The organism is Pseudoalteromonas sp. OFAV1 (assembly GCF_021532595.1).
Lineage (GTDB): Bacteria > Pseudomonadota > Gammaproteobacteria > Enterobacterales > Alteromonadaceae > Pseudoalteromonas > Pseudoalteromonas lipolytica_C.
The window spans coordinates 1-22,438 of the sequence record NZ_JAKGBG010000066.1 but is presented as its reverse complement, the minus strand read 5'-3'; the positions used below and the strand labels follow the sequence as shown (position 1 = coordinate 22,438).

General features: G+C 41.5%; 24 protein-coding genes, 2 rRNA genes and 1 riboswitch. Of the genes, 7 read left to right on the top strand and 19 right to left on the bottom strand.

Going from position 1 to position 22,438, the window contains the following annotated elements; translation table 11 throughout:
* Positions 1-122: 122 nt before the first annotated feature.
* The 4 genes from L1267_RS22050 to L1267_RS22035 form a co-directional block, all read right to left on the bottom strand.
* Positions 123-284, bottom strand: a complete 162-nt coding sequence (locus tag L1267_RS22050) for a YqaE/Pmp3 family membrane protein (RefSeq protein WP_135923723.1) — start codon at positions 282-284, stop codon at positions 123-125.
* 160 nt (positions 285-444) lie between these two features.
* Positions 445-1,674: an ammonium transporter gene (locus tag L1267_RS22045; protein ID WP_135923722.1), complete on the bottom strand. Its 1,230-nt coding sequence runs from the start codon at positions 1,672-1,674 to the stop codon at positions 445-447.
* 9 nt (positions 1,675-1,683) lie between these two features.
* On the bottom strand, positions 1,684-2,022 hold the full coding sequence (locus L1267_RS22040) for a P-II family nitrogen regulator (protein ID WP_054554260.1): 339 nt from the start codon (positions 2,020-2,022) through the stop codon (positions 1,684-1,686).
* A 181-nt stretch (positions 2,023-2,203) separates the two neighbouring features.
* A complete protein-coding gene (locus tag L1267_RS22035) occupies positions 2,204-3,433 on the bottom strand; it encodes a response regulator (protein ID WP_235384141.1) in 1,230 nt (409 codons plus the stop codon).
* Positions 3,434-3,677: 244 nt separating this feature from the next.
* Between L1267_RS22035 and L1267_RS22030 the strand changes: the two genes are divergently transcribed.
* The 5 genes from L1267_RS22030 (at position 3,678) to serA (ending at position 8,426) form a co-directional block, all read left to right on the top strand.
* The gene (locus L1267_RS22030; RefSeq protein WP_135923720.1) at positions 3,678-5,195 is read left to right on the top strand and encodes a S10 family peptidase; all 1,518 of its coding nucleotides are present in this window, start codon (positions 3,678-3,680) and stop codon (positions 5,193-5,195) included.
* Between the two features lie 118 nt (positions 5,196-5,313).
* On the top strand, positions 5,314-5,865 hold the full coding sequence (locus L1267_RS22025) for a hypothetical protein (protein ID WP_135923719.1): 552 nt from the start codon (positions 5,314-5,316) through the stop codon (positions 5,863-5,865).
* A 13-nt stretch (positions 5,866-5,878) separates the two neighbouring features.
* Positions 5,879-6,475, top strand: a complete 597-nt coding sequence (locus L1267_RS22020) for a 5-formyltetrahydrofolate cyclo-ligase (protein WP_235384140.1) — start codon at positions 5,879-5,881, stop codon at positions 6,473-6,475.
* A 53-nt stretch (positions 6,476-6,528) separates the two neighbouring features.
* Positions 6,529-7,182 carry a ribose-5-phosphate isomerase RpiA gene (gene rpiA / locus L1267_RS22015; RefSeq protein WP_135923717.1) on the top strand — a complete coding sequence of 218 codons (654 nt, stop codon included), beginning with the start codon at positions 6,529-6,531 and terminating at the stop codon, positions 7,180-7,182.
* Between the two features lie 14 nt (positions 7,183-7,196).
* A complete protein-coding gene (serA, locus tag L1267_RS22010; protein WP_135923716.1) occupies positions 7,197-8,426 on the top strand; it encodes a phosphoglycerate dehydrogenase in 1,230 nt (409 codons plus the stop codon).
* A 441-nt stretch (positions 8,427-8,867) separates the two neighbouring features.
* Here serA and L1267_RS22005 read toward each other — a convergent pair whose 3' ends face one another.
* Complete coding sequence (locus L1267_RS22005) at positions 8,868-9,803, bottom strand: mechanosensitive ion channel family protein (RefSeq protein WP_138557270.1); 936 nt, start codon at positions 9,801-9,803, stop codon at positions 8,868-8,870.
* A gap of 129 nt (positions 9,804-9,932) precedes the next feature.
* Entirely contained in the window at positions 9,933-10,712 is a 780-nt protein-coding gene (gene yaaA / locus L1267_RS22000) for a peroxide stress protein YaaA (RefSeq protein WP_235384139.1), read from the bottom strand.
* A 221-nt stretch (positions 10,713-10,933) separates the two neighbouring features.
* Between yaaA and tal the strand changes: the two genes are divergently transcribed.
* Both tal and L1267_RS21990 read left to right on the top strand, forming a co-directional pair.
* Entirely contained in the window at positions 10,934-11,884 is a 951-nt protein-coding gene (gene tal, locus L1267_RS21995) for a transaldolase (protein WP_138557268.1), read from the top strand.
* A gap of 186 nt (positions 11,885-12,070) precedes the next feature.
* On the top strand, positions 12,071-12,262 hold the full coding sequence (locus L1267_RS21990; protein ID WP_135923711.1) for a DUF3545 family protein: 192 nt from the start codon (positions 12,071-12,073) through the stop codon (positions 12,260-12,262).
* A 36-nt stretch (positions 12,263-12,298) separates the two neighbouring features.
* On the opposite strand, the gene ung is transcribed toward L1267_RS21990, so the two are convergent.
* The 13 genes from ung to rrf (L1267_RS21925) form a co-directional block, all read right to left on the bottom strand.
* Positions 12,299-12,973 (bottom strand): uracil-DNA glycosylase, encoded by a 675-nt coding sequence (gene ung, locus L1267_RS21985; RefSeq protein WP_235384137.1) that lies wholly within the window; start codon positions 12,971-12,973, stop codon positions 12,299-12,301.
* Positions 12,970-13,827: a cobalamin-binding protein gene (locus L1267_RS21980; RefSeq protein WP_235384136.1), complete on the bottom strand. Its 858-nt coding sequence runs from the start codon at positions 13,825-13,827 to the stop codon at positions 12,970-12,972. Before L1267_RS21980 ends, ung begins: the two co-directional genes overlap by 4 nt.
* 1 nt (position 13,828) lies before the next feature.
* Positions 13,829-14,428, bottom strand: coding sequence for a cob(I)yrinic acid a,c-diamide adenosyltransferase (cobO, locus tag L1267_RS21975; RefSeq protein WP_235384134.1), 600 nt, complete (start codon positions 14,426-14,428; stop codon positions 13,829-13,831).
* A gap of 9 nt (positions 14,429-14,437) precedes the next feature.
* Positions 14,438-15,922, bottom strand: a complete 1,485-nt coding sequence (locus tag L1267_RS21970) for a cobyric acid synthase (protein ID WP_235384142.1) — start codon at positions 15,920-15,922, stop codon at positions 14,438-14,440.
* Positions 15,922-16,449 (bottom strand): bifunctional adenosylcobinamide kinase/adenosylcobinamide-phosphate guanylyltransferase, encoded by a 528-nt coding sequence (gene cobU / locus L1267_RS21965; protein WP_199526184.1) that lies wholly within the window; start codon positions 16,447-16,449, stop codon positions 15,922-15,924. Before cobU ends, L1267_RS21970 begins: the two co-directional genes overlap by 1 nt.
* Positions 16,446-17,252, bottom strand: coding sequence for an adenosylcobinamide-GDP ribazoletransferase (locus L1267_RS21960; protein WP_235384133.1), 807 nt, complete (start codon positions 17,250-17,252; stop codon positions 16,446-16,448). Before L1267_RS21960 ends, cobU begins: the two co-directional genes overlap by 4 nt.
* A gap of 1 nt (position 17,253) precedes the next feature.
* Positions 17,254-18,315, bottom strand: a complete 1,062-nt coding sequence (gene cobT, locus L1267_RS21955; RefSeq protein ID WP_235384132.1) for a nicotinate-nucleotide--dimethylbenzimidazole phosphoribosyltransferase — start codon at positions 18,313-18,315, stop codon at positions 17,254-17,256.
* A 3-nt stretch (positions 18,316-18,318) separates the two neighbouring features.
* On the bottom strand, positions 18,319-19,308 hold the full coding sequence (locus L1267_RS21950; RefSeq protein ID WP_235384131.1) for a FecCD family ABC transporter permease: 990 nt from the start codon (positions 19,306-19,308) through the stop codon (positions 18,319-18,321).
* On the bottom strand, positions 19,301-20,131 hold the full coding sequence (locus L1267_RS21945) for an ABC transporter ATP-binding protein (RefSeq protein WP_235384130.1): 831 nt from the start codon (positions 20,129-20,131) through the stop codon (positions 19,301-19,303). Before L1267_RS21945 ends, L1267_RS21950 begins: the two co-directional genes overlap by 8 nt.
* A 103-nt stretch (positions 20,132-20,234) precedes the next feature.
* Positions 20,235-20,302, bottom strand: a riboswitch (cobalamin riboswitch).
* 60 nt (positions 20,303-20,362) lie between these two features.
* Positions 20,363-20,980: a histidine phosphatase family protein gene (locus L1267_RS21940; protein WP_235384129.1), complete on the bottom strand. Its 618-nt coding sequence runs from the start codon at positions 20,978-20,980 to the stop codon at positions 20,363-20,365.
* A gap of 83 nt (positions 20,981-21,063) precedes the next feature.
* Complete coding sequence (locus L1267_RS21935) at positions 21,064-21,492, bottom strand: FKBP-type peptidyl-prolyl cis-trans isomerase (protein WP_235384128.1); 429 nt, start codon at positions 21,490-21,492, stop codon at positions 21,064-21,066.
* Positions 21,493-22,146: 654 nt separating this feature from the next.
* Positions 22,147-22,261: ribosomal RNA gene (gene rrf, locus L1267_RS21930) — 5S ribosomal RNA — on the bottom strand.
* 58 nt (positions 22,262-22,319) lie between these two features.
* A 5S ribosomal RNA gene (gene rrf, locus L1267_RS21925) occupies positions 22,320-22,434 on the bottom strand.
* Between the last annotated feature and the right edge of the window lie 4 nt (positions 22,435-22,438).

The following is a 22,438-nucleotide window of genomic DNA, read 5'->3' as shown; positions in this document are numbered from 1 at the left end:
TGATGACGACTTTTTTGCAGGTGTTTTTTTATCAGCCATTGAGTTCGCTATTGATCAGTTAATTTTACAGGACAAGCTAGGCAATATTAACACCTGTAAAATTAACAGTCACTTAAACTCGGTTAGCGTGTGCACAACCATAGCGAGTGAATTACGGCAGGAATAAAAAAGATAAAACATAAAATAATGTTAATGATTAAATCTTTACCTGCTCCCGCTTTTAAAAATACCGCAACAGGCGGTAAAAATAGCGAGATAATAATAAGCAACAGTTTGTTATCCATAATTTTTCCTTGTTAGATTGGAACCTAAAGCATAGCTAATAATTGACTAAATCGCCTATCAGAAAAGACTTATTTAATTGCAAAAAAGCCCTACCTAAGTAGAGCTTTGATTTGAACACACAATGATTTGTTTTTGTGCGTGTAAAAACACGCACAAAGATTAGTTACTGCGAACTGATACAAACTCAGGGTACGCATCAATACCACAGTCATGTTGATCCATACCGTTTAGTTCTTCTTCTTCGGTAACGCGGATACCCATAGTATTTTTTAGAATTGCCCATACGATTGATGACGCGATGAACACAAATCCTAAGATACATACTAAGCCAATCAACTGATTAACGAAGGTTGCATCTGAGTTTGAAAGTGGTACTAACATAATACCTAAAGCACCACATACACCGTGTACAGAAATAGCACCTACAGGGTCATCGATTTTAGCTTTATCAAGTGCAACGATGCTAAATACAACCAAAGAACCACCAAGAAGACCAAGTAAACAAGCAAGTAACGGTGTTGGTGATGCAGGTTCAGCAGTAATAGTTACCAGACCAGCTAATGCACCATTAAGCACCATAGTTAGATCAGCTTTGCCCCAAAGTACTTTACACACCATAAGTGCAGCAATTGCACCACACGCAGCGGCAGCGTTAGTATTAACGAAGATTTTACCTACTGCTGTTGCATTTTCAGCGTCAGAGATAAGCAGTTGTGAACCACCGTTGAAGCCAAACCAACCCATCCAAAGGATTAATGTACCTAGTGTTGCTAACGGTAGGTTAGAACCAGGAATTGGGTAGATTTCACCGTTTTTGCCATATTTACCTTTACGAGCACCTAGGAAAAGCACACCTGCAAGAGCGGCTGCTGCACCTGCGCCATGAACAATTGCAGAACCAGCAAAGTCAACAAAGCCCATTTCAGATAAGAAGCCTGCGCCCCAAGTCCAGTAACCTTCGATTGGGTAAATGAAACCAGTTAAAACAACAGTGAAAATTAAGAATGCCCATAACTTCATACGCTCAGCAACCGCACCAGATACGATTGACATAGCCGTTGCTACGAACACAACTTGGAAGAAGAAATCAGACTCTAAAGAGTGATCTGCATCAGCAGCTTGAGTGCCAATTAATGCACCAAATGAAGGGATAAAACCACCTTCTGCGTTATCAACATACATGATGTTGTAACCCACTAATAAAAACATAGTGCAGGCAATAGAGAATAGTGCTACGTTTTTGGTTAGTATTTCTGTTGTATTTTTTGCACGCACTAAACCTGCTTCTAGCATAGCGAAACCAGCCGCCATCCACATTACTAAAACACCCGACATCAAAAAGTAAAATGTGTCGAGCGAGAACTTCAACTCTACAATCGTGTTTTCCATAATTCCCCCTTAAATTGCTTCTTCATCAAGTTCGCCTGTACGAATACGGACGATTTGGTCTAGGTCGTAAACAAAAATTTTGCCGTCACCAATTTTGCCTGTTGAAGCAATTTTTGTGATGGTTTCAACAACGCGTTGACAATTTTCGCTACGAGTTGCAATTTCAAGTTTGATTTTTGGAATAAAATCGACTTGGTATTCAGCTCCACGATATAGTTCAGTGTGACCACGTTGACGGCCAAAGCCTTTAACGTCGACAACTGTCATCCCCTCAATGCCTAAATCAGCCAGTGCTTCACGCACATCATCAAGTTTGAATGGCTTTATTATTGCACTAATCATTTTCATAGTGGCCCCCTTCGGACGCTTATTGTTATCCTGTTGGTGTATGTAATCCAACCTTTGTGCCACTATTTTTTATTATTAATATTCAATGATTTATATTTTAATATTGGTTTTTGAACAAAAAAAATGCACCCATATGGTGCATTTTATTAACAATTAACCTGAGCTGGTGCAATTTACTCAATTATTGAATAACTAAGCAATTTCGCTGTTGTTGCTTGGCTTGATATAGCGCTTTATCTGCAATACGCATAGCAGCTGTTAACGACACTTTTTGAAATGGAGTCATACCAATACTCATGGTCAATGAATAAGGCTCGCCATTAATAGAAAAGGCATGGCTGGCTAACTGCTCTCTAAATGTATTTAATCGCTGCTCAGCCTTTTTTAGATCCATATTATTGAGCACAACTGCAAATTCTTCACCACCAATACGTGCCACGGTAAAATCATCAAACTTTGCTTTTAAGAATGATGCGACTTGCTTAAGCGCCTGATCACCCGCTTCGTGACCAAATTGATCATTAACATTCTTGAAGTAATCAATATCAAGCAAGGCTAAAACATTCTCTTGTTCAACATTCTTTAATATTTTTTCGGCGTATTGATAAAAATAGCGTCTATTGTGTAAGCCTGTTAAATGGTCGCGATATGCACTTTCTTTAATATCGGCTATTAGAGCGAGTTGTTCCATGGTTTGCATAACACGGCAATGAAACTCTTCATTCATAAATGGCTTTGTTAAAAAGTCATTTGCGCCGTATTTAATAAAGCGCGCCGATAAACCATGCTTACCAGCCCCCGACAAACCAATAATGGCTAAGTCATCGCGGCCGCGGAAATTACGCACCGCTTTAACCAACTCAAAACCATCCATTGTTGGCATTGCATAGTCAGTAAGTAACAATTTAATTTCTGGGTCCTCTTTGAGCATTTGCAACGCTTGCTCACCGTCTTGGGCATCACTCACTGCAAATAATTGCTTTTCGAGCATTTGCTTCATTAAAGTGCGGCTCAATACTGAGTCATCGGCCACCAGCGCTTTACTACCATCGTTTCTGAGTAATTGTGCAACTAACTTTATTGCGTAATGGTACGAATCACGATTATCTTTAACGACATAATCAACCACACCAAGCTCTAACATTTGTTGGCGGATGTACTCATCAATTTTAGAAGTCAGAACAACGGTCGGAATATTCTTTGAAAGCGTGTACTTAGCCACTTCACCATTCATTGCATCTGGCAAGGTTAAATCGACCAATGCTAAAGTATAATCGTGTTCAGCAATTAAATTTATCCCTTCTTTTAGGGACCACGCAAAGTCGACAGCGACATCGAGATAGTGAGCAGCCAAGTGACGTAACACTTGCTGCACCACCTTACTGTCTTCAACAACTAACACTCTTTGCATTATAACTTCTCTTTTCTAAGCGCACGTGCACAGATTATAAACACGCTAAATATACGCCATTTTTCAATCTAGCTAAATAATTAAGCAAATTATCTTTAGTAAAAAAAAGGATTTTTTTGTTATTTGCTCATGATTTTCGGTTAATTTCCACTTCAACAGCGAATATTGGTCACTAGTCTCATTAGTTTGTCATCGAGTCAGCTTTAATTTTTAATAGCTATAAATCGAATAATAAGGAATCAACATGAAACTAGTTAGTTTTATTGGCTTATCGGTAACAGCACTGACACTGACCTTTAGCACTCCTAGCTTTGCAGATAACGCACGTCGTATTGACGTTGACAGCAAGGTGGTAACAGAGCATAAAGCACGCATTAACGGCGAGCGCTTTTCATATACCGCCGCCACTGGTACGCAACCCGTTTGGGATGAGCAAGGCAATGCCGTTGCAACGTTGCAATATACTTATTATACCCGTGACAAAGTAGACGATAGAACAAAACGCCCTCTGGTATTTTCGTTCAACGGTGGCCCAGGTTCTGCATCAGTGTGGATGCACCTTGCTTATACTGGACCACGTGTATTAAAAATTGATGACGAAGGCTACCCTGTTCAACCTTATGGCGTAAAAGATAACCCTTATTCAATTTTAGACGTAGCAGATATTGTTTATATCAACCCGGTTAATACCGGCTATTCACGTGTACTTGAAAACGAAAAGGGTGAGCTGCCAAGTAAATCAGATCAGCAAAAAATGTTTTTTGGTGTTAACGCTGACATCAAATACTTAGCAGAGTGGCTAAATACCTTTGTTTCTCGCAACGAGCGCTGGCGCTCACCTAAGTTTTTAATTGGTGAGAGCTATGGTACAACACGTGTATCAGGTCTTGCGCACGAATTACAAAACCGCCAATGGATGTATATCAACGGCGTTATTTTAGTTTCACCAACTGAGATTGGTATTAAACGTGAAGGCCCCGTAGAAGCAGCTAACCGCCTACCTTACTTTGCAGCAACAGCTTGGTACCACAAAGCCCTCAGCGCAGATTTACAAGCAAAAGACTTAGACGAGTTACTTCCTGAAGTAGAACAGTTCACCGTAAATAAGTTCTTACCAGCAATTGCTAAAGGAGGCTTTTTACCTGCAGATGAAAAGCGTGCAATTATCAAACAAGCAGCAAAATACGCAGGCTTATCTGAGAAGTTTGTTGAGCAAAACAACCTTGATATTCCAACTAATTTCTTTTGGAAAGAATTATTACGTGACCGCGGTCAAACTGTTGGTCGTTTAGACTCTCGTTATCTAGGTATTGATAAACGTGATGCTGGTGAGTCACCAGATTACTGGGCTGAGCTTACCTCATGGTTACACTCATTCACGCCAGCAATTAACTATTACCTACGTGAAGAGCTTAACTACAAAACAGATATCAAATATAACCTATTTGGTAATGTTCACCCGTGGGATCGCAGCGGCAACAATACCGGTGAAAACTTACGTTTAGCAATGGCGCAAAACCCTTACTTAAATGTAATGATTCAATCAGGTTACTATGATGGTGCAACTAACTACTTTGATGCTAAGTACACAATGTGGCAATTAGACCCAAGTGGTAAAATGAAAGATCGCCTAAGCTTTAAGGGTTATCGCAGCGGACACATGATGTATTTACGTCATGCAGATCTTGAGTCTTCAAATAATGATCTACGCGAGTTTATCCTTAACTCGTTGCCAGCTGAAGGCAAAGCAGCAAAATACTAAATAAATATTTTGTTCATTTATAAAGAAAAAGCCCGTTTTGTACGGGCTTTTGTTTATCCATTGATCTATTTAGGTTTATACTTTTGTTATCTACATTAAGGATTAGGATAACTAAAAGATGGCAGACAAATTTCGTGTGATGTTTGCAGGACTTGAGGCTGGTATTGATCAAACACATGCCACAGAGCAACTAGCTAGCAAGCTTAAAACCAGCACAAACAAAGTAGCTGGATTTTTCGAGCATAAGCCAATATTCGCTCCTTGCGAGCAAGAAAAGGCTCTTAAGCAAGCGAAGCTATTAGCCAGTGTAGGTATAAAAGCAAAGCTACAACCTCTTAGCCAATCGCAATCCACTAGCAGCCTAGATGCAAAGCAACGTGATGAACGTATATTTGATGCGCTTGATTACATCACTAGTAGTTTGATCCGCCTAGAAGAAAAGCTCGATGACTTAGAACAACGTTTACCTGATGTTGAAAAGAGCAGTAATAGCGATCAAGATGAAAGCTGGCAAGATGATGAGCTTCTACTTGATGAAGAACTCGCTGAACCTGTAAAAAAACGCTCAAATACCCTACTCTACTCTTTGATTGCGATGGTGATTGTTTTATTGATCATTCTTGGTATTGTGGAGTTATTCCCAGAGCTTTTCTCTTTCTTAGAAAGTTGATGTATATATTGACATGAGCAACACACGAACAGAAATTAGACAATCCATCCGAAAAAAGCGTAATTCACTGACCGAAGAGCAGCAAAAAAATGCAGCAATTACGCTTAAAATGAAATTTACTCAACACATAAAATCATTAGAAACTCCTCAAAAAGCGCGTATAGGCATCTATTTCAGCAATGATGGAGAGCTTGACACATCATTGTTAATTAAAGATTTATGGCAAAAAAAACACTCTTTATACCTACCTATTATTCATCCCTTCAACGGTACAACTTTATACTTTCAGAGGTATGAAGAAAATTCACCCATGACTGTTAATCGCTATGGTATCTTGGAGCCCAAGTTGAATTGCAGTCAAATATGTCCTTTAGACAAGCTTGATATTTTACTTATGCCATTAGTGGCATTTGACGATCAAGGTAACCGTTTAGGAATGGGCGGTGGGTTTTATGACAAAACGTTGGCTCGGTATTACCAAGAAAATTGGCAAAAACCGATATTAATCGGTCTTGCGCATCAATGTCAGCATGTAGCTGCATTACCTATTGAATCGTGGGATGTACCGTTAAAACACATTATAACCCCAGAGAAAATCTACCAATGGTAAGCAAACTCTTTGTATACTATAGGCCTCTCTGATAGCTAACTGAGCACATAATTATGACGCAAGATGAATTAAAAAAAGCCGCTGCCTGGGCAGCACTCGAGTTTGTAAATGAAAACACCATTGTTGGTGTAGGTACAGGCTCTACAGTGAATCATTTTATTGATGCACTTGGTACTGTAAAAGACACCATTGTTGGTGCAGTTTCAAGCTCTGAAGCTTCTACTGAAAAGTTAAAAGCACTCGGTATTGAAGTGTTTGAGTTAAACGACGTATCAAGCCTTGATGTGTATGTTGATGGCGCTGACGAAATCAACCCACATAACGAAATGATCAAAGGCGGTGGTGCTGCGCTAACACGCGAGAAAATCGTTTCAGCGGTAGCAAAACAATTTGTTTGTATTGTTGATGAATCAAAAGAAGTTGCAACATTAGGCGCATTTCCACTTCCAGTTGAAGTGATCCCAATGGCACGCAGTTATGTAGCCCGCGAGCTTGTAAAACTAGGTGGAGATCCAGTTTACCGTGAAGGTGTTGTAACTGATAACGGCAACGTCATTTTAGATGTGCACAATTTAGACATCAGCAATGCCAAAGAATTAGAGCTAACAATCAACCAGATTGTTGGTGTAGTAACTAACGGCTTATTTGCCCATCGCGGTGCAGATAAAGTCATTATCGGCACCAAAAATGGGCCGCAAATAAAGTAAATAGGAATGAGGATATGAGTAAGGTATCGTTAGCAAAAGACAAAATTAAAATTCTCTTGCTGGAAGGCGTGCACCAAAGTGCTGTAGAAACGCTTAAACGTAATGGCTACAGTAATATTGATTACGTAAAAACTTCCTTACCTGAAGACGAGCTCATCGAGCGCATTAAAGATGTGCACTTTGTAGGCCTTCGTTCTCGCACTCATATTAGTGAAGCGGTATTAGAAGCAGCAGAAAAGCTAGTCGCTATCGGCTGCTTCTGTATCGGTACTAACCAAGTCGACCTGCAAGGTGCCCGTGAGCGTGGTATTGCGGTATTTAACGCACCATTCTCAAACACTCGTTCTGTTGCAGAATTAGTACTTGGTGAAATCTTATTATTACTTCGTGGTATTCCACAGCGTAATGCCCTAGCACACCGTGGCGGTTGGTTAAAATCAGCCAACGGTTCATTTGAAGCGCGTGGTAAAACCTTAGGTATTATTGGTTACGGTCACATTGGTACACAGCTAGGTATCATGGCAGAAAATATCGGTATGAACGTTGAGTTTTACGATATTGAAGACAAACTAACACTCGGTAACGCAACGCAAGTTCATAACCTAACTCAGTTATTACAGCGTGCTGATGTTATTAGCTTACACGTACCAGAAACACCGCAAACGAAGAACCTAATTGGAATGGCAGAGCTTGAAGTAATGAAGCAAGGCGCTATTCTAATTAACGCTTCTCGCGGAACAGTTGTTGATATTGATGCACTGGCTGAATCACTTCGTGAAAACAAGCTAAGCGGTGCTGCAATCGATGTATTCCCTGTAGAACCTAAGTCAAATGATGAAGAGTTTGTATCACCGTTACGCGAGTTCGATAACGTGATTTTGACACCACACATTGGTGGTTCAACACAAGAAGCACAAGAAAATATCGGTATTGAAGTAGCGGGCAAACTTGCTAAATACTCAGATAATGGTTCAACCATTACTGCAGTTAACTTCCCTGAAGTATCACTGCCAGAACTTGCAAACCGCAGCCGTTTATTACACGTACACCACAACCGCCCAGGTGTTCTAACGCAAATTAACCAAGCGTTTGCACAGCACGGTATCAACATCGCAGCCCAGTACTTACAAACTGACGAAGCGATTGGTTACGTAGTAATTGATGTCGATACAGACCAATCAGAAGTCGCTCTTAAAGAGCTAAGTGCTGTTGAAGGTACAATCAGAGCACGTATCCTTCACTAATCATTGGCATATCGAAAAAAAGCGCAAACAGTTAAACTGCTTGCGCTTTTTTTGTAGGACAAAACTTCAAGCACGTAAGTTGGTTTGAGCACAGCGAAACCCAACACGGGAACCGAGCTTTAAGCCGTAAATTTTAAGCTCTAAGTTAGAATAGCTAATCGTAGGCGTGAAATTTATTTCGCGCGAATTTACGCTCCTAACGTTCTTTGTATTATTTAACAAGTTCAGGTTATTTATGTTAATTCTCAGATATCGACATAATGCATCACTATGCTCAAATCAGTCTCGGCTTGAATATTAAGTTTATAATTTCCCATCCTTACTCGCTTCTTCCTTTAAACTAGCTAACATTTGACTTGGTAATTTATCTAAAAGTCCTCCTTTCTCTCCTTCTCACAACCACAGTTCCCTGTGTAAATCACGCCGATGAGTCAGTAAATTTTACTCATCGGTTTGCGGTACACCAGCGTCTTTATCCTGCTGTTTTTCGCTTATCATAGCATTTAATTTTTCGCCGCCTTTGATGCCAAAATCTAACGTGCGAATTGGGAATGGGATGGTCATGTCAGCTTCGCTTAGGGCGTTTCTGACTGCCACAACAGCCTTGTGGCGTACTGTCATGAAATCCGCTTCGCCGGGGTATTTAATCCAAAACCAAACTAGTAAGTTAACGCTACTATCACCAAAGCTTTCGGCGTAAACGGCGGTTTCTTCTTGCTTAATAACAAAATCAAACTCATTGATTTTTTTAACAATCACCTCAGCGGCTTGCTCGGGATCGTCGGCATATGAAATACCCACAGGCACCTCGATACGACGCACACCTAAGGTGCTGTAGTTACTGAGTATGTTCCTAAATAAAATCTTGTTAGGGACTAAGATAAGTTGCCCATAAAAGTTCTCAATGAGGGTGTTTCTAAGGTTAATCGCCCGTACAGTACCAAACACGCTTTCGGTGCGAATAACATCGCCAGTTTTAAATGGTTTGCGAATACCCATAGCAATACCCGCTATCAGGTTCTCTGTCATGTCCTGAAAGGCAAAACCAATCGCAAGACCAACAATACCAGCACCAGCAAGTAAAGAGGTGACTGTGCCTCTAAGCCCCAAGAAATCAAGGGCTACAAATAAGCCTACACATAGCACAATAACCTTTGCTATCGATGACATTAAGTCCGCTATTTGCGAAGACTCTAATGAGCGACGTAATAGCTTTCTGAGCATTGAACCAACAAGACGCGCCAGCAATGAAAATACAATGGTTATAACTACTGCGACAATAAAGTTTGGAATATGGCTTATGATGATATCAATCCAACCACCGAGTTTTTCTTCTATTAGCTTTTCAGCTTCACTTACTGTCGGAATTTTTAACATTTTTATACCTTGATGAATTAATTACTCAACAGGGTTTTTTGCAAGATAAGCGCCATTTCTAATTGGGTGTATTAAAACCATAAAAAAAGCCGTGCTAAGCACGGCTTCTCTAATTCATTTTGCTAAAAATTAGTTCTGCTCTTCGCGTAAGAAAACAGGCTCTAATTCTTTTGCTGTTGCATCGCTACTAAAGTAATAACCTGCAACGGTGAAATCTTTTAAATCACTCAATTGGGTAATTTTATTTTCAATGATGTAACGCGCCATCATGCCGCGGGCTTTTTTCGCATAAAAGCTGATCACTTTATATTGGCCGTTTTTACAGTCTTTAAAATGCGGCGTAATGATTTGCGCATTTAACGCTTTTTTATCAACTGCTTTAAAATACTCGTTCGAAGCAAGGTTTACTAAATACTTACTATCTTGCTCAGCAAGTACCGTATTAAGCTTTTCGGCGATGACACTGCCCCAAAACTGATACAAGTTTTTACCACGTGGGTTTTCAAGTTTAGTACCCATCTCAAGACGGTAAGGCTGCATTAAATCTAACGGCTTCAGCACACCGTAAAGGCCAGACAAGATACGTAAGTGTGACTGCGCGTAATCGAGGTCTGAACTGGTTAATGATTGTGCATCTAAACCACCGTACACATCGCCATTAAAAGCCAACACGGCTTGTTTTGCGTTATCTTGCGTGAATGGCTGCGACCACTCGGAGAATCGTGCTGCGTTTAAACCAGCTAGTTTATCGCTGATTTTCATTAGGCTACCAATTTGCGCTGGTGTTAAATCACGGCAAACTGACATTAACTCTTCGCTATGCTCGAGTAATTCAGGTTGAGTGAATTTATCGGTCGTGGCTGGGGTTTCGTAATCTAAATTCTTTGCAGGTGAAATAACAGTGATCATACTTAGCTATTGACTTGTAATTTATTTGATGTCAATTTCAACATTAATTGAATCAAAATGCACGTTTTGTTTCGTCCTGCCTTTATCCGCTGCTCTTTCATACATAATGTTCTAGTTTTCTATATTAAGGACATTTGACCTATTAAACACTGTCATAGTGTTGCAGCATAAAGGTGGCTATAATGGATATTCTTTTAACTTGCTTGGAATGAGGAAAGCAAATGACTTCAGCACTACAAAGGCTTAAACAGCATTCATCTATTGTTGCAGATACAGGTGATATCGAAGCTATCAAAAAGCACCAACCAGAAGATGCGACAACTAATCCGTCTTTACTTTTAAAAGCCAGTGAAATTGAAGCGTACAAGCCTTATTTAGATAAAGCGTGGCAATATGCCAAAGAAACCGAGCAAGATGCAGCTAAACAACTTGAGCTAGCTTGTGATTACTTTGCTGTTTTAATTGGTAAAGAAATCAGTGAAATTGTTCCAGGTTATATCTCAACAGAAGTAGATGCGCGTTTATCATTTGATACGCAAGCGACAATCGATAAAGCCCACACTTTATTGAGCCTGTACGAAAAAGAAGGTGTGAGCAAAGATAAAATCCTGATCAAAGTTGCATCAACGTGGGAAGGCATCAAAGCCGCTGAGCAATTAGAGAAAGAAGGCACTAAGTGTAACTTAACGCTGTTATTCTCTGAAGCACAAGCTCGCGCATGTGCCGATGCTAACGTATTTTTAATTTCACCATTCGTTGGCCGTATCCTAGACTGGCATGTTGCTAACGGTATGGAAAAGCCAACTGATCCACTGAACGATCCTGGTGTGCAATCGGTTCGTAGTATCTACGAATTCTACAAACGTCACGATTACAAAACAGTGGTAATGGGCGCAAGCTTCCGTAATACAGGCGAAATCATCGCGCTTACAGGTTGTGATAAGTTAACCATTAGCCCTGCACTTTTAGAAGAGCTAGGCCAACTAACTGATGCACAAGAATACCTGCTAGATAACAACTTTACTGTTGAAGAAAAACCAGCACCACTGACTGAAAGCCAGTTCCGTTGGTTACATAACCAAGATGCAATGGCAACAGAAAAGCTCGCTGAAGGTATTCGCTCGTTCGCAGAAGCACAAATTGAATTAGAAGCTCGTTTTAAAGCAATGTAATTCAAATTACAGCATTTTTTAAAACGCCACCGCCCGGTGGCGTTTTTGTTTCTGAAATAACTAATTCCTTGATCTATTCATCTATCAATCACAGTTCTGTAACATTATCGTCACTTTTTTGTTCTATTTTTACCTTGCCTATGGTATACGTATTTCCGAGGTTCAAAAAATAAATGGGAGAAGTTCATGGATAGCCTAGACGATATTTTAGAAATATTAGAAGGTCCTGGTAAAACAAAAAAGACCTCCACAAAAAATAAAAAAAGAAAATGGCGCGAAATCGAAGCGTTAAAAGATAAACACAGATTACGTAAAGAACTAAAGGAGCTTGATTACTTTACTGACAGTATTGACATAGACGAATTAGATTTTTTGTAAAATAAAGGCCCTTATTATGGGCCTTTTACGTTTCTGTTATAAAATTTGTGGTAATGACCAATTGATCGGTTTTTTGTTTTGATCAATAAGTATTTGGTTTGTCTTAGAAAAGTGCTGACAACCAAAAAAACCTCGATGAGCAGAAAGCGGTGACGGATGCGGACCTTGGATCACATGATGACGCGAGGTATCAATATGTTTACCTTTTTTCTGTGCATGCGCGCCCCATAAAATAAACACCACACCTTCACAGTGTTGATTAATAAGCGCAATCACTGCATCGGTAAATTGCTCCCAGCCAAGCTGCTTATGAGAATGAGCCTGCCCTTGTTCAACAGTAAGTACGGTATTAAGTAAAAACACTCCTTGCTCTGCCCAACTTTGCAAGTAACCATGGTGGGGTATTTCAAACCCATCAATATCTGTGGCTAGTTCCTTGTATATATTCTTTAATGATGGCGGTAGCTTTTTAACCTGCGGCAATACCGAAAAACACAAACCATGGGCTTGGCCTTCTCCGTGATAAGGGTCTTGCCCTAAAATAACCACTTTGACTTCGCTCAGTGGTGTGGCATCAAAAGCTGAGAATACCTGCTCATCTTTTGGATAAACGGTCACACCTGCTGCGCGTCTATCAGCTACATATTGCAAGGTTTCTTGCATGTAGGGTTTAGCAAGCTCGGTATCTAGAAATGTTTGCCAATCGATCATTTTGAAGCCTGTATTTGCTGACGAGAAATGTCTATTTTACCACACATATCACTTAAACCATCTAGCATACGGGTTGTAAAACGATGCAATAGATCTGCATTCACACTAATAAACTGGTTATGCTGCACTGCCGGCAGTTCAGGCCATTGACGCCAGTCTATCTTCGGTTGCGGCTTTTTAGATTTTTCGTCTGGAATAATAATCGCCTCAGGTTTAGCAACCAATACATTTTCAATACTAATACGCGGGTAATCAGTATCGCTATTAGCAAACACATTCTCAGCATGGCAAATAGTTAAAAGCTGATTGATCCAGGTATTTCCACCAATTGTCATCATCGGCTCTGGCCATAATTGATAAAAAACAGGCACGGCTTTTTTACCTTGCTGAGAGGCACGAATTGCATTGAGTTTAGCTACAAACTCATTGGCCACCTTATCTGCCTTAGTTTGTAAATGCGTAAGCGTGCCTAGCTTACGTAATTCATCAGCAACATTATCAACTTGATCCGGATTACTATAAGCAACAGGAATGCCTAGCTTTTCGATATAAGCGAGGTCATCAGCTTTATTTCCTGTCTTCCACGCTAAAACAAGATCTGGCTTAAGTGACAGTAACTTTTCCATATTGACGCCGTAATACCCACCAACACGTTCAATATCATTCGCTTGTGCTGGGTAATCAGCAAAATCAACCGTACCAACGATACGATCGCCAGCACCTATCGCAAACAGGTTTTCAACAATGTGCGGTGCTAAAGCAACAATACGCTGTGGCTCTTTAATTTCATGAGCGTGTGCAAGTGCGGGTAAATTTAATAAAAAACCTAAGAGTGCAAACTTGATGGGTTTCATGTTAATAATCGAACCCTTTTTGCGCTTTAATGCCAGCATCAAAAGCATGTTTTACATTTCTAACTTCACTGACTGTGTCAGCCAAGTCGGTCAATTTACGGTGTGCACCACGTCCTGTAATGATCACCGATTGCATGGCTGGTCGAGAGCTTACTGCCTCTAACACTTCGTCTAAGTCAATATAGCCGTAGGTGATCATATAGGTTATTTCGTCTAGCATAACGAGGTTAATCGACTCATCATTGAGCATTCTTTTCGCTTCTTGCCATGTCACTTGGGCAGCTGCGGTGTCTGACTCTTTGTTTTGTGTCTCCCAGGTAAAACCGGTGTTCATAATAACAAATTCAACCCCTGCTTTTTCGAGTAGGTTACGCTCACCGCACTCCCAAGTCCCTTTAATAAACTGACACACAGCTGCTTTCATTCCGTGACCAACAGCACGTGCGACAGTACCAAATCCAGAGGTAGATTTGCCCTTACCATTACCAGTTATGACCTGAAAAATACCTTGCTCTTTTTGCGCAGCAGCAATACGTTCATCGACTTTTTCTTTTACTTTTTGCTGGCGCTGTTGGTGCTTATCTTGATTCTGTTCGCTCATTGTTGTTCCTTATGACTCTAAGTTGAAGTTCTCATAAATATTGATGATTTGCTCAATATCGAGATTCTCTGCTACCACATTGGCTAAACGGCTTAACTGCTGTTCACGGTTTAAGTTAATATCAATCGGCTGTATTTGGCTATTTGCTGCAAGCCAAGTAGTTAACTCAGCTACTCCCTCTGGCGTATCGAACAAGCCATGTAAGTAAGTACCTGCTACTTGGTTATCATCACTAATAAAGCCATCCACTTTAAATCCACTTGGGTGATTATTAAAACTCAAGAATGGCTTTTCAAGTGCGGGCCCTTGGCTTATACCAGCGTGAATTTCATAGCCTGAAATTGTTTTACCACTACGATTTAAATAAAGCATGCCAGTGACTTGGCTTAATACTTTTTGCTGCCCTAACTGCGTTTCAAAGTCAGCCAACCCTAGCCCTTCTGCGCTGCCTAAATTGGATTCAACAGCATGTGGATCAGCAAGATAGTTGCCTAACATTTGCAGCCCACCACATACTCCGAGCACTTTACCGCCATAGCGTAAATGGCGTGTTATTTGTGTGTGCCAACCTTCATTTTTTAAAAACGCTAAGTCGCTAAGGACATTTTTACTGCCCGGAATAATAATCAGATCAACACTTGGAATAGTCTGGGTATGACGTACATACTGTAAATCAATTTCTGGTTGTAATCGCAGTACATCAAAGTCAGTGTGATTACTAATATGAGGTAGCAATAGCACTGCTATGCGCAATTGTGGTTTATCTACCTGATTGCTTATAGCAACGGCATCTTCAGCATCTAGTGCTAAGTCATGTAAATAAGGTAACACCCCAAGCACAGGCTTATTGGTGTATTGCTCTAACCAATCAAGGCCGCCTTGTAATAGCGCAATATCGCCCCGAAAACGGTTAATCACAAAGCCTTTAACGCGCGCTTGCTCTGAGTCAGACAACAAGGCTAGTGTTCCGACTAAATGAGCAAACACGCCGCCTTTGTCGATATCGGCGATAATGATCACCGGACAATCTACCGCCTCAGCGTAACCCATATTGGCAATGTCGTTTTCTCGCAGGTTTATTTCTGCAGGGCTCCCAGCACCTTCAACAACCAGTAATTCAAAACGTTCACTTAAACGCTGCTGTGAAGTAAGAACCGCATCCATCGCCACTTTTTTGTAGTCGTGATAACTGTCAGCTTCCATATTCGAAAGCGCTTTACCATGAACGATTACCTGCGCCCCAGTATCACTGTTAGGTTTTAATAAGATAGGGTTAAAATCGACTTCTGCGGGCACTTTTGCCGCTACAGCTTGAAAAGCTTGTGCTCGGCCTATTTCGCCACCATCTGCTGTTACGGCGCTATTTAACGCCATATTTTGTGGCTTAAAAGGTGCAACCTTAACGCCTCGCTCTGCAAAGATCCGACAAAGTGCTGCAACAAGGGTACTTTTGCCTGCATCTGAAGTTGTGCCTTGCACCATTAATGTTTTCATCATTGTTCTCTTTTCAAAGTTTGTGCAAGACCTGCAATTACAAACTCAACACGTGCAACTTGCTGTGCTAAGGCTTGATGCAACCAACCTGAATGATCAACAAACTGACGGCTTAATTCACCGAGCGGCACAATGCCATGACCCACTTCATTGCTGACAAAAATCACCTCACCAGACAATTGCGATAGCACATCGAGTAAGGCCGCTTTTTGCTCAAGCCAAAATGCTTCACCCTGCTGGCATAAGCAATTACTCAACCACAAGGTTAAACAGTCCACTAAAATACAGTTTTCAGCTTGGCTATACTGTCGTAATGTTTTAGCCAAATGCAAAGGCTCTTCAATAAGTTGCCAATGCTTAGCGCGCTCTGCTTGATGCCTATTAATTCGGGCTGTCATTTCTTCATCACCCGCATTTGCTGTAGCAATGTAGATAAGTGGCTTGTCTGAATTTATTGCCAGCTGCTCAGCAAAACGGCTTTTACCGCTGCGAGCACCGCCTAAAATTAAAGTATGTTGTTGGCTCATAACATACTCACTAGACATAAGTAGGTAACAAGCTCAGATACTTGCTGGGCAGCACCTAAGCAATCGCCGGTATAGCCAGATAACTGCTTTTCAAACCAGCGCTTCAATAGTAAACGAGTAACAAAAAGCACACTGACGAGTATTAATAATTGCCCTAGAGTGAAGCCAAAAAACAACCATGCTATTGCTAACACAGCAAAGCCAGTTGCTAACAGTATTTGATAACTTTGCGTACTTAAATACATCGCAATTGGTTTTACTTTAGATGTGGCGTCCTGACTTACATAGTCCATATCTGCAATTAAACTTGTTGCTACAACCCGGCTTAAGCTTTGTCCTAAAACAAGAGCAATAATCAGAGTACTGGTTGCCTCGCTAAGTGCGACAAGTGTTTGGTACTTAACTAATAAAGCCATCACAAGCGCCGCAGCACCATAGGTGCCTAAGCGACTATCTTTCATAATGTTGAGCTTATCTGCAACTTGCCAACCGCCACCAAAGCCATCCCAGACATCAGCAAGCCCATCTTCATGAAATGCCCCTGTGATTACCAAGCTAAACGCCATAACTAACGCAACTGCAATGGCTGGGGGGAATAACCAACTTAGCAGCAAAAAGCTTAACGCTAAAAGTGCGCCTAATAATACTCCGACCAATGCAAAATAGCGGCTGGCCTGATTGAGCGCCTTATTCGATACTGCAAAGTTTAATTTAACGGGTATACGCGTTAAAAAGCTGAGCGCCAGTAAAAATAACTGAAGCTGACTTGGAGTCGTGTTTGAAGTGTGTTGTTCCGTGCTCATATCAAACTACTTGCTCAACATTAGCATCGGCAAAACTTGCCATGTCATTATAAAACGCCAAAGATGCTTGCAGTAAAGGTAAAGCAAGCGCAGCCCCGGTGCCCTCTCCTAAACGTAAATCTAGCTGTAACAAAGGTGATGCGTGCATGGCATTAAGCATTGTTTTGTGCCCTTGCTCATCAGAGGCATGGGCAAATAACATGTAATCGCGAGCGTTTGCATTAATGCGAGTTGCAACAAGCGCCGCTGCAGTACAAATAAAGCCATCAACAACCACTGCCATGCCAAGTTCAGCAGCAGCTAAAATGGCGCCGGTGATCTGTATAATTTCAAAACCACCTAATGCAGCGAGTGTCATTAGTGGGTCGCTAAAATGAGCTTGATGCAATTGGAGGGCTTGCTCCACAACCTTGATTTTTTTAGTAACAACCTCGTCACTCACACCTGTGCCTTTACCAACACATTGGTTGGCAGGTAAGGACAACAAAGCAGCCATTAATGCCGCAGCACTTGTAGTATTACCAATCCCCATCTCTCCAAACGCAATAGTATTGCTGCCTTGCTCATAGAGTGAATGAACTCGCTGCTTTGCTAATTCAAACCCTTTTTCAACATGGCTACGAGACATGGCCATTTCAGTATTCAGTGGGGCAGTAATTTCACCTAAACGCTGGTTATGCACACTTTTATCATGTGCTGTAGTGAGCGTTCCGGCATCGACAACTTCGAGCTGCCAACCAAGCTGGCGACAAAATACATTGATTGCAGCGCCTCCAGCAGCAAAGTTTGCCACCATTTGTGATGTAACAGTGCTAGGAGCAATTGATACACCTTGACTTGCCACACCATGATCGCCTGCAAATACAACCAGAGAAGGCTTTGAAATAACTGGTTTAAAGGCAAGTAGCGCCTGCTCACTATCAAGCTGCTTTGAAAAAATAAGCGTTAATTGTTTAGCACAACTCTCAAGCTGACCTAAGGCGCCAAGCGGCTTCGTTTTAAGATCTATCTTTTGTTGAATTACAGCTGAAAACTGCTGGTTAATTGGCATGATATTAAACATTAGCTACCTGCTCTGTTTACGAAAATAAAGTAAGAATAAAAAGAACACGCTGCCGATAGCTGCAGTGATCACACCAACGGGTAATTCTTGGTTATTCAATAAGGTTCGGCATAACACATCTACCCACACCATAAAAATGCCACCGACCAAGGATGTCATGACTAAGTTATGACTGCTGCCTTGCGGCGAAAAGTAGCGCACAATATGCGGGATCATCAGACCTACAAAACCAACGCCTCCACACAGAGCAACAAGCACCGCTGTAATTAATGAACTTAGCAGCAGCATCATGATCCGAAAGCGTTGGACATGAATCCCCAAAGTCGCAGCACTTTCATCGCCAAGTAGCATTGCATTAAGCTGACGACGAAATGCAATCATCAAAGTCATACAGGCAATAATAACGGTAAACGGCAGCCAAAGAGTGCCCCACTGCGCCCGAGAAAAACTGCCCATTGTCCAAAATAAAATAGCTGTAATTGCTTGAGGATCACTAAAATAAAGCAGCAGGCTAGTCAGAGCGCTAAATAAGAAGGATAAAGCAACGCCGGCAAGTAACATGGCTTCAACTTGACCAACATGGCGACGCCCTGCAATAGCAATAAGCAACAGCATAGAAAGTAAGCTTCCGGCAAATGCAGCAACTGACATACTAAAGCCAAAACTCACACCAGTAAGGGCTATAAAGCACACCACACCAAATGAAGCCCCTGAAGAGATACCAAACAAGTAAGGATCAGCAAGCGGGTTTCGGGTTACGGTTTGCAAAATTAATCCCGCAAGAGCCAGTCCAGATCCTGCTAAAAATGCCAGCACCGTTCTTGGCATGCGCAACTGCCAAATAATCCGCTGCACGAATTCATCACCACCTTGGCTAAACAGGCCATTAAATACCTCACTCAATGGTGTGTTTGCAGCACCAAAGCTCAGAGCGAAAAAACAACTAATAAGCCCAACAACAACACAGATACTTAAACGCATTGCATCAGTCATTTTGATGCTCCTGTGTCTGATAGCCATAAAAATAAGTTATATGCGGGATAAACTTATCGGTGTTTGATTGCGGATGAGCAGACACCGCAGCGCAGACACCAAATACATCGCTCAACAGCTGCTCAGTAAGCACCGCTTTTGGTTGCCCCTGACAAACCAATTGCCCTTCGTCAATTACCAGTAATTCATCACACAAACTCGCTGCAAGATTTAAGTCATGAAAAGAGGCAAGCACAGTCACATCGAGGGACTTTGCTAATTCCATTATTTGAATTTGGTATTTAACATCAAGATGACTGGTAGGCTCATCCATGATCAAAAGCTTAGGTTGCTGTACGATAGAACGTGCAATGAGTGCTCTTTGCTTTTCACCACCAGAGAGCGAATCGAATGCTTGCTCAATATGATGAGACAAACCAACCTGCTCAATCGCTTGATATATTCGCTGCTTATCATTGATAGACGTGCCGCTGAAAAGTCGCTTATGAGGTGTTAACCCTAAACTCACCACGTCGAACAGAGACAAATTAAACTGCGATGGAGACTCTTGTAAAACTACAGCAACCTGCTTTGCAAACTCATCAGCATTGATTTGCCAGATATCTTCACCGTTTAGCAACACAGCCCCTTGTTCAGGTTTCAAGTAACGATAAAGACAACGCAGTAAGCTTGATTTACCTGCACCATTAGGGCCAAGTAAACCTATAAACAGCCCAGCTTTTAACTCAAGGCTAATTGATTTAAGTATTGTTTTATTCGCAATACCCCAACTTAAATCAGAGACTGATATTAATGGCGCAGAGCCGTGGCTAGTTTGTTGCAAGCTTGTTCTCTCTTGGCGAGCAACCACAACGCACAAGAAAGCACTGATTAGTACCAGAAAATGACGTGAGTTTACCCGCTCGATGATTAATTGTTAGTGCTAAGTATCTGGCTGACCATACTTATGATGGATTACAGTTGCGGGAACAGCTGGAGAATTTCACTCCATTCCATAGCATATGTGTATTATGGCGGGCTAAGTAAATAATTCAATGAATATCACTCTAGATGGCTAAAAAACAATTTTTGGCCAAGTTTTTCCTTGTTCATCTATATATACATCGAGTGTAATAAGCCCCGCATAAGGGAGGTGGAAAACATTTAAATGCGTGGCTGACTGTTTTGGCATCTGGCAAATAATAGCAAGAATTTGTTTAATCACACCAGCGTGGCTGATTACCAATGACTGAGTATGTTTAGTTTCACTCAATGAGTTTAAAAACGTTTGCCACCAAGCTTCTACCCTTGCGTAAAAGTCAGCCATTGATTCACCATTGGGTACTTTTACCTGCCAAGGATGCTGCCAAAAATCACCGATATGAGGTTTACTGGTTTGCTGCCAAAGCTGCTGATAGTCTTGGCCATCCCAATCACCAAAATTAAACTCTTTCAGCGCATTGAAATACTGAACATTCAATGTGTGTTGATTTGCTAAAAAATCAGCATAGACTGAGCAACGCTTTAGCGGTGAGCTATATATAGCATTTAAATTCAACAGTTCAGCAGAGGCTTGGCGCATTTGTTCAAGACCATGCTTTGATAAGTCAACATCGATTTGCCCAGAAAGAATACCCGGTGTGGCAATTTCGCCATGGCGAAGAAAATAAACTCGTGAAGTAAATGCGTCCATAATGTTCCTCAGTAACCAGTAGTGAACGTTAACGCGTTTCAAATACTCTGTCGAGTTATGCTAAAGGACTTATGCTAAAAGAATTAAGCTAAACGCATCAACCGAACGTCAAAATGCAGCACTGCGTTCGCACCAATTTTTCCGCCGTTACCTTTTTTACCCCAAGCAAGCTCTGGGGGGATCACAAATTCATAGCGAGAGCCGATATTCATTAATAACAAACCTTCTCGTAACCCTTCTATTGCTTCGGATAAAGCAAATACCTCTGGCATACCCGCTTTATAACTGTCGGCAATGACACTGCCATCAGCAAGCATAATACGTTGATTAATGACCACTGTATCGAACTCTGTCACGCGATCCCCTTCAACATCATCAATCACTTTATACATCAAACCCGATGGGCATAGATGCGTATCAGGATGAGATGAGAACTTAGCGATGAATGTTTCACTATTTTTACGATTTAACCCTGAAGAACCTTTTGACTTGGTTGTTTTCTTACGAGACACAGCAAACCCTAATTGTATTACAAATATAGAACGCTTTATCGCATAACAACGTAAGGGAAGCAAGGAGCAATGTGGTTTGTAGTGAGTTAGCGAGAGTAAAGTTAGAAAGAGGAAAGTTTTAAAGCTCTGCCGTAGGTTGGGTAGAGCGCAGCGAAACCCAACACAGAGAGCTATCAGCTTTCAGCCGTCAGCGATCAGTCGCGCGGTGGGGTTGTTTGGTGCTGCGTCTCCCTCTGGCGGAGGCTCTAGGCTCTAGGCTCTAGGTAAAGTGTACTTGTAGGAATCGCTTTAGCCATGAATGTGTTTGTTATGGTCTGTTTCGGCACTGAAGTGCCTCCTACGGGGTTTTGTTGCTGTTGGTGACTCAGTTACATAACAACCCGGTAGATCAACTAACATCTATTATCTGACGTCTGATGTCTCTTGTCTATTCGGCACTGAAGTGCCTCCTACGGGGATGTTGCTGAGGGAGTCTCTGTACTAAACAACCACACAGTTCAACTTTGCCCTTGCTAACTAGCAACTCGCTAACTCGTGTTGGGTTTCGCTCCGCTCTACCCAACCTACCTGGCGAATGAATAGGGCACGTTGTGTGGATAGCTCTCAGACGCAAAAAAGCCCGACTCTTTTGAATCGGGCTTTCTTTAATTAGGATCCTGGCGATGTCCTACTTTCACATGGCAAATGCCACACTATCATCGGCGCTGTTTCGTTTCACTACTGAGTTCGGCATGGGGTCAGGTGGGTCCAAAACGCTATTGTCACCAAGAAAATTCTGTTCAATTTTCTTATTATTTTTAATTTAAAGTCTTGCGACTGAATTTGGAGCCTGGCGATGTCCTACTTTCACATGGCAAATGCCACACTATCATCGGCGCTGTTTCGTTTCACTACTGAGTTCGGCATGGGGTCAGGTGGGTCCAAAACGCTATTGTCACCAAGCAAA

What these genes read in the sequence shown, in the direction of transcription:
- L1267_RS22040 (WP_054554260.1), bottom strand. Translation starts at nt 2,022, where the DNA reads ATGAAAATGATTAGTGCAATAATAAAGCCATTCAAACTTGATGATGTG.
- rpiA (WP_135923717.1), top strand. Translation starts at nt 6,529, where the DNA reads ATGACGCAAGATGAATTAAAAAAAGCCGCTGCCTGGGCAGCACTCGAG.
- L1267_RS22020 (WP_235384140.1), top strand. Translation starts at nt 5,879, where the DNA reads ATGAGCAACACACGAACAGAAATTAGACAATCCATCCGAAAAAAGCGT.
- L1267_RS22005 (WP_138557270.1), bottom strand. Translation starts at nt 9,803, where the DNA reads ATGTTAAAAATTCCGACAGTAAGTGAAGCTGAAAAGCTAATAGAAGAA.
- L1267_RS21950 (WP_235384131.1), bottom strand. Translation starts at nt 19,308, where the DNA reads ATGACTGATGCAATGCGTTTAAGTATCTGTGTTGTTGTTGGGCTTATT.
- L1267_RS22035 (WP_235384141.1), bottom strand. Translation starts at nt 3,433, where the DNA reads ATGCAAAGAGTGTTAGTTGTTGAAGACAGTAAGGTGGTGCAGCAAGTG.
- tal (WP_138557268.1), top strand. Translation starts at nt 10,934, where the DNA reads ATGACTTCAGCACTACAAAGGCTTAAACAGCATTCATCTATTGTTGCA.
- L1267_RS22025 (WP_135923719.1), top strand. Translation starts at nt 5,314, where the DNA reads ATGGCAGACAAATTTCGTGTGATGTTTGCAGGACTTGAGGCTGGTATT.
- L1267_RS21980 (WP_235384136.1), bottom strand. Translation starts at nt 13,827, where the DNA reads ATGAAACCCATCAAGTTTGCACTCTTAGGTTTTTTATTAAATTTACCC.
- ung (WP_235384137.1), bottom strand. Translation starts at nt 12,973, where the DNA reads ATGATCGATTGGCAAACATTTCTAGATACCGAGCTTGCTAAACCCTAC.
- L1267_RS22045 (WP_135923722.1), bottom strand. Translation starts at nt 1,674, where the DNA reads ATGGAAAACACGATTGTAGAGTTGAAGTTCTCGCTCGACACATTTTAC.
- L1267_RS21990 (WP_135923711.1), top strand. Translation starts at nt 12,071, where the DNA reads ATGGATAGCCTAGACGATATTTTAGAAATATTAGAAGGTCCTGGTAAA.
- yaaA (WP_235384139.1), bottom strand. Translation starts at nt 10,712, where the DNA reads ATGATCACTGTTATTTCACCTGCAAAGAATTTAGATTACGAAACCCCA.
- serA (WP_135923716.1), top strand. Translation starts at nt 7,197, where the DNA reads ATGAGTAAGGTATCGTTAGCAAAAGACAAAATTAAAATTCTCTTGCTG.
- L1267_RS21940 (WP_235384129.1), bottom strand. Translation starts at nt 20,980, where the DNA reads ATGGACGCATTTACTTCACGAGTTTATTTTCTTCGCCATGGCGAAATT.
- cobU (WP_199526184.1), bottom strand. Translation starts at nt 16,449, where the DNA reads ATGAGCCAACAACATACTTTAATTTTAGGCGGTGCTCGCAGCGGTAAA.
- L1267_RS21960 (WP_235384133.1), bottom strand. Translation starts at nt 17,252, where the DNA reads ATGAGCACGGAACAACACACTTCAAACACGACTCCAAGTCAGCTTCAG.
- cobO (WP_235384134.1), bottom strand. Translation starts at nt 14,428, where the DNA reads ATGAGCGAACAGAATCAAGATAAGCACCAACAGCGCCAGCAAAAAGTA.
- L1267_RS22050 (WP_135923723.1), bottom strand. Translation starts at nt 284, where the DNA reads ATGGATAACAAACTGTTGCTTATTATTATCTCGCTATTTTTACCGCCT.
- L1267_RS21970 (WP_235384142.1), bottom strand. Translation starts at nt 15,922, where the DNA reads ATGAAAACATTAATGGTGCAAGGCACAACTTCAGATGCAGGCAAAAGT.
- L1267_RS22030 (WP_135923720.1), top strand. Translation starts at nt 3,678, where the DNA reads ATGAAACTAGTTAGTTTTATTGGCTTATCGGTAACAGCACTGACACTG.
- cobT (WP_235384132.1), bottom strand. Translation starts at nt 18,315, where the DNA reads ATGTTTAATATCATGCCAATTAACCAGCAGTTTTCAGCTGTAATTCAA.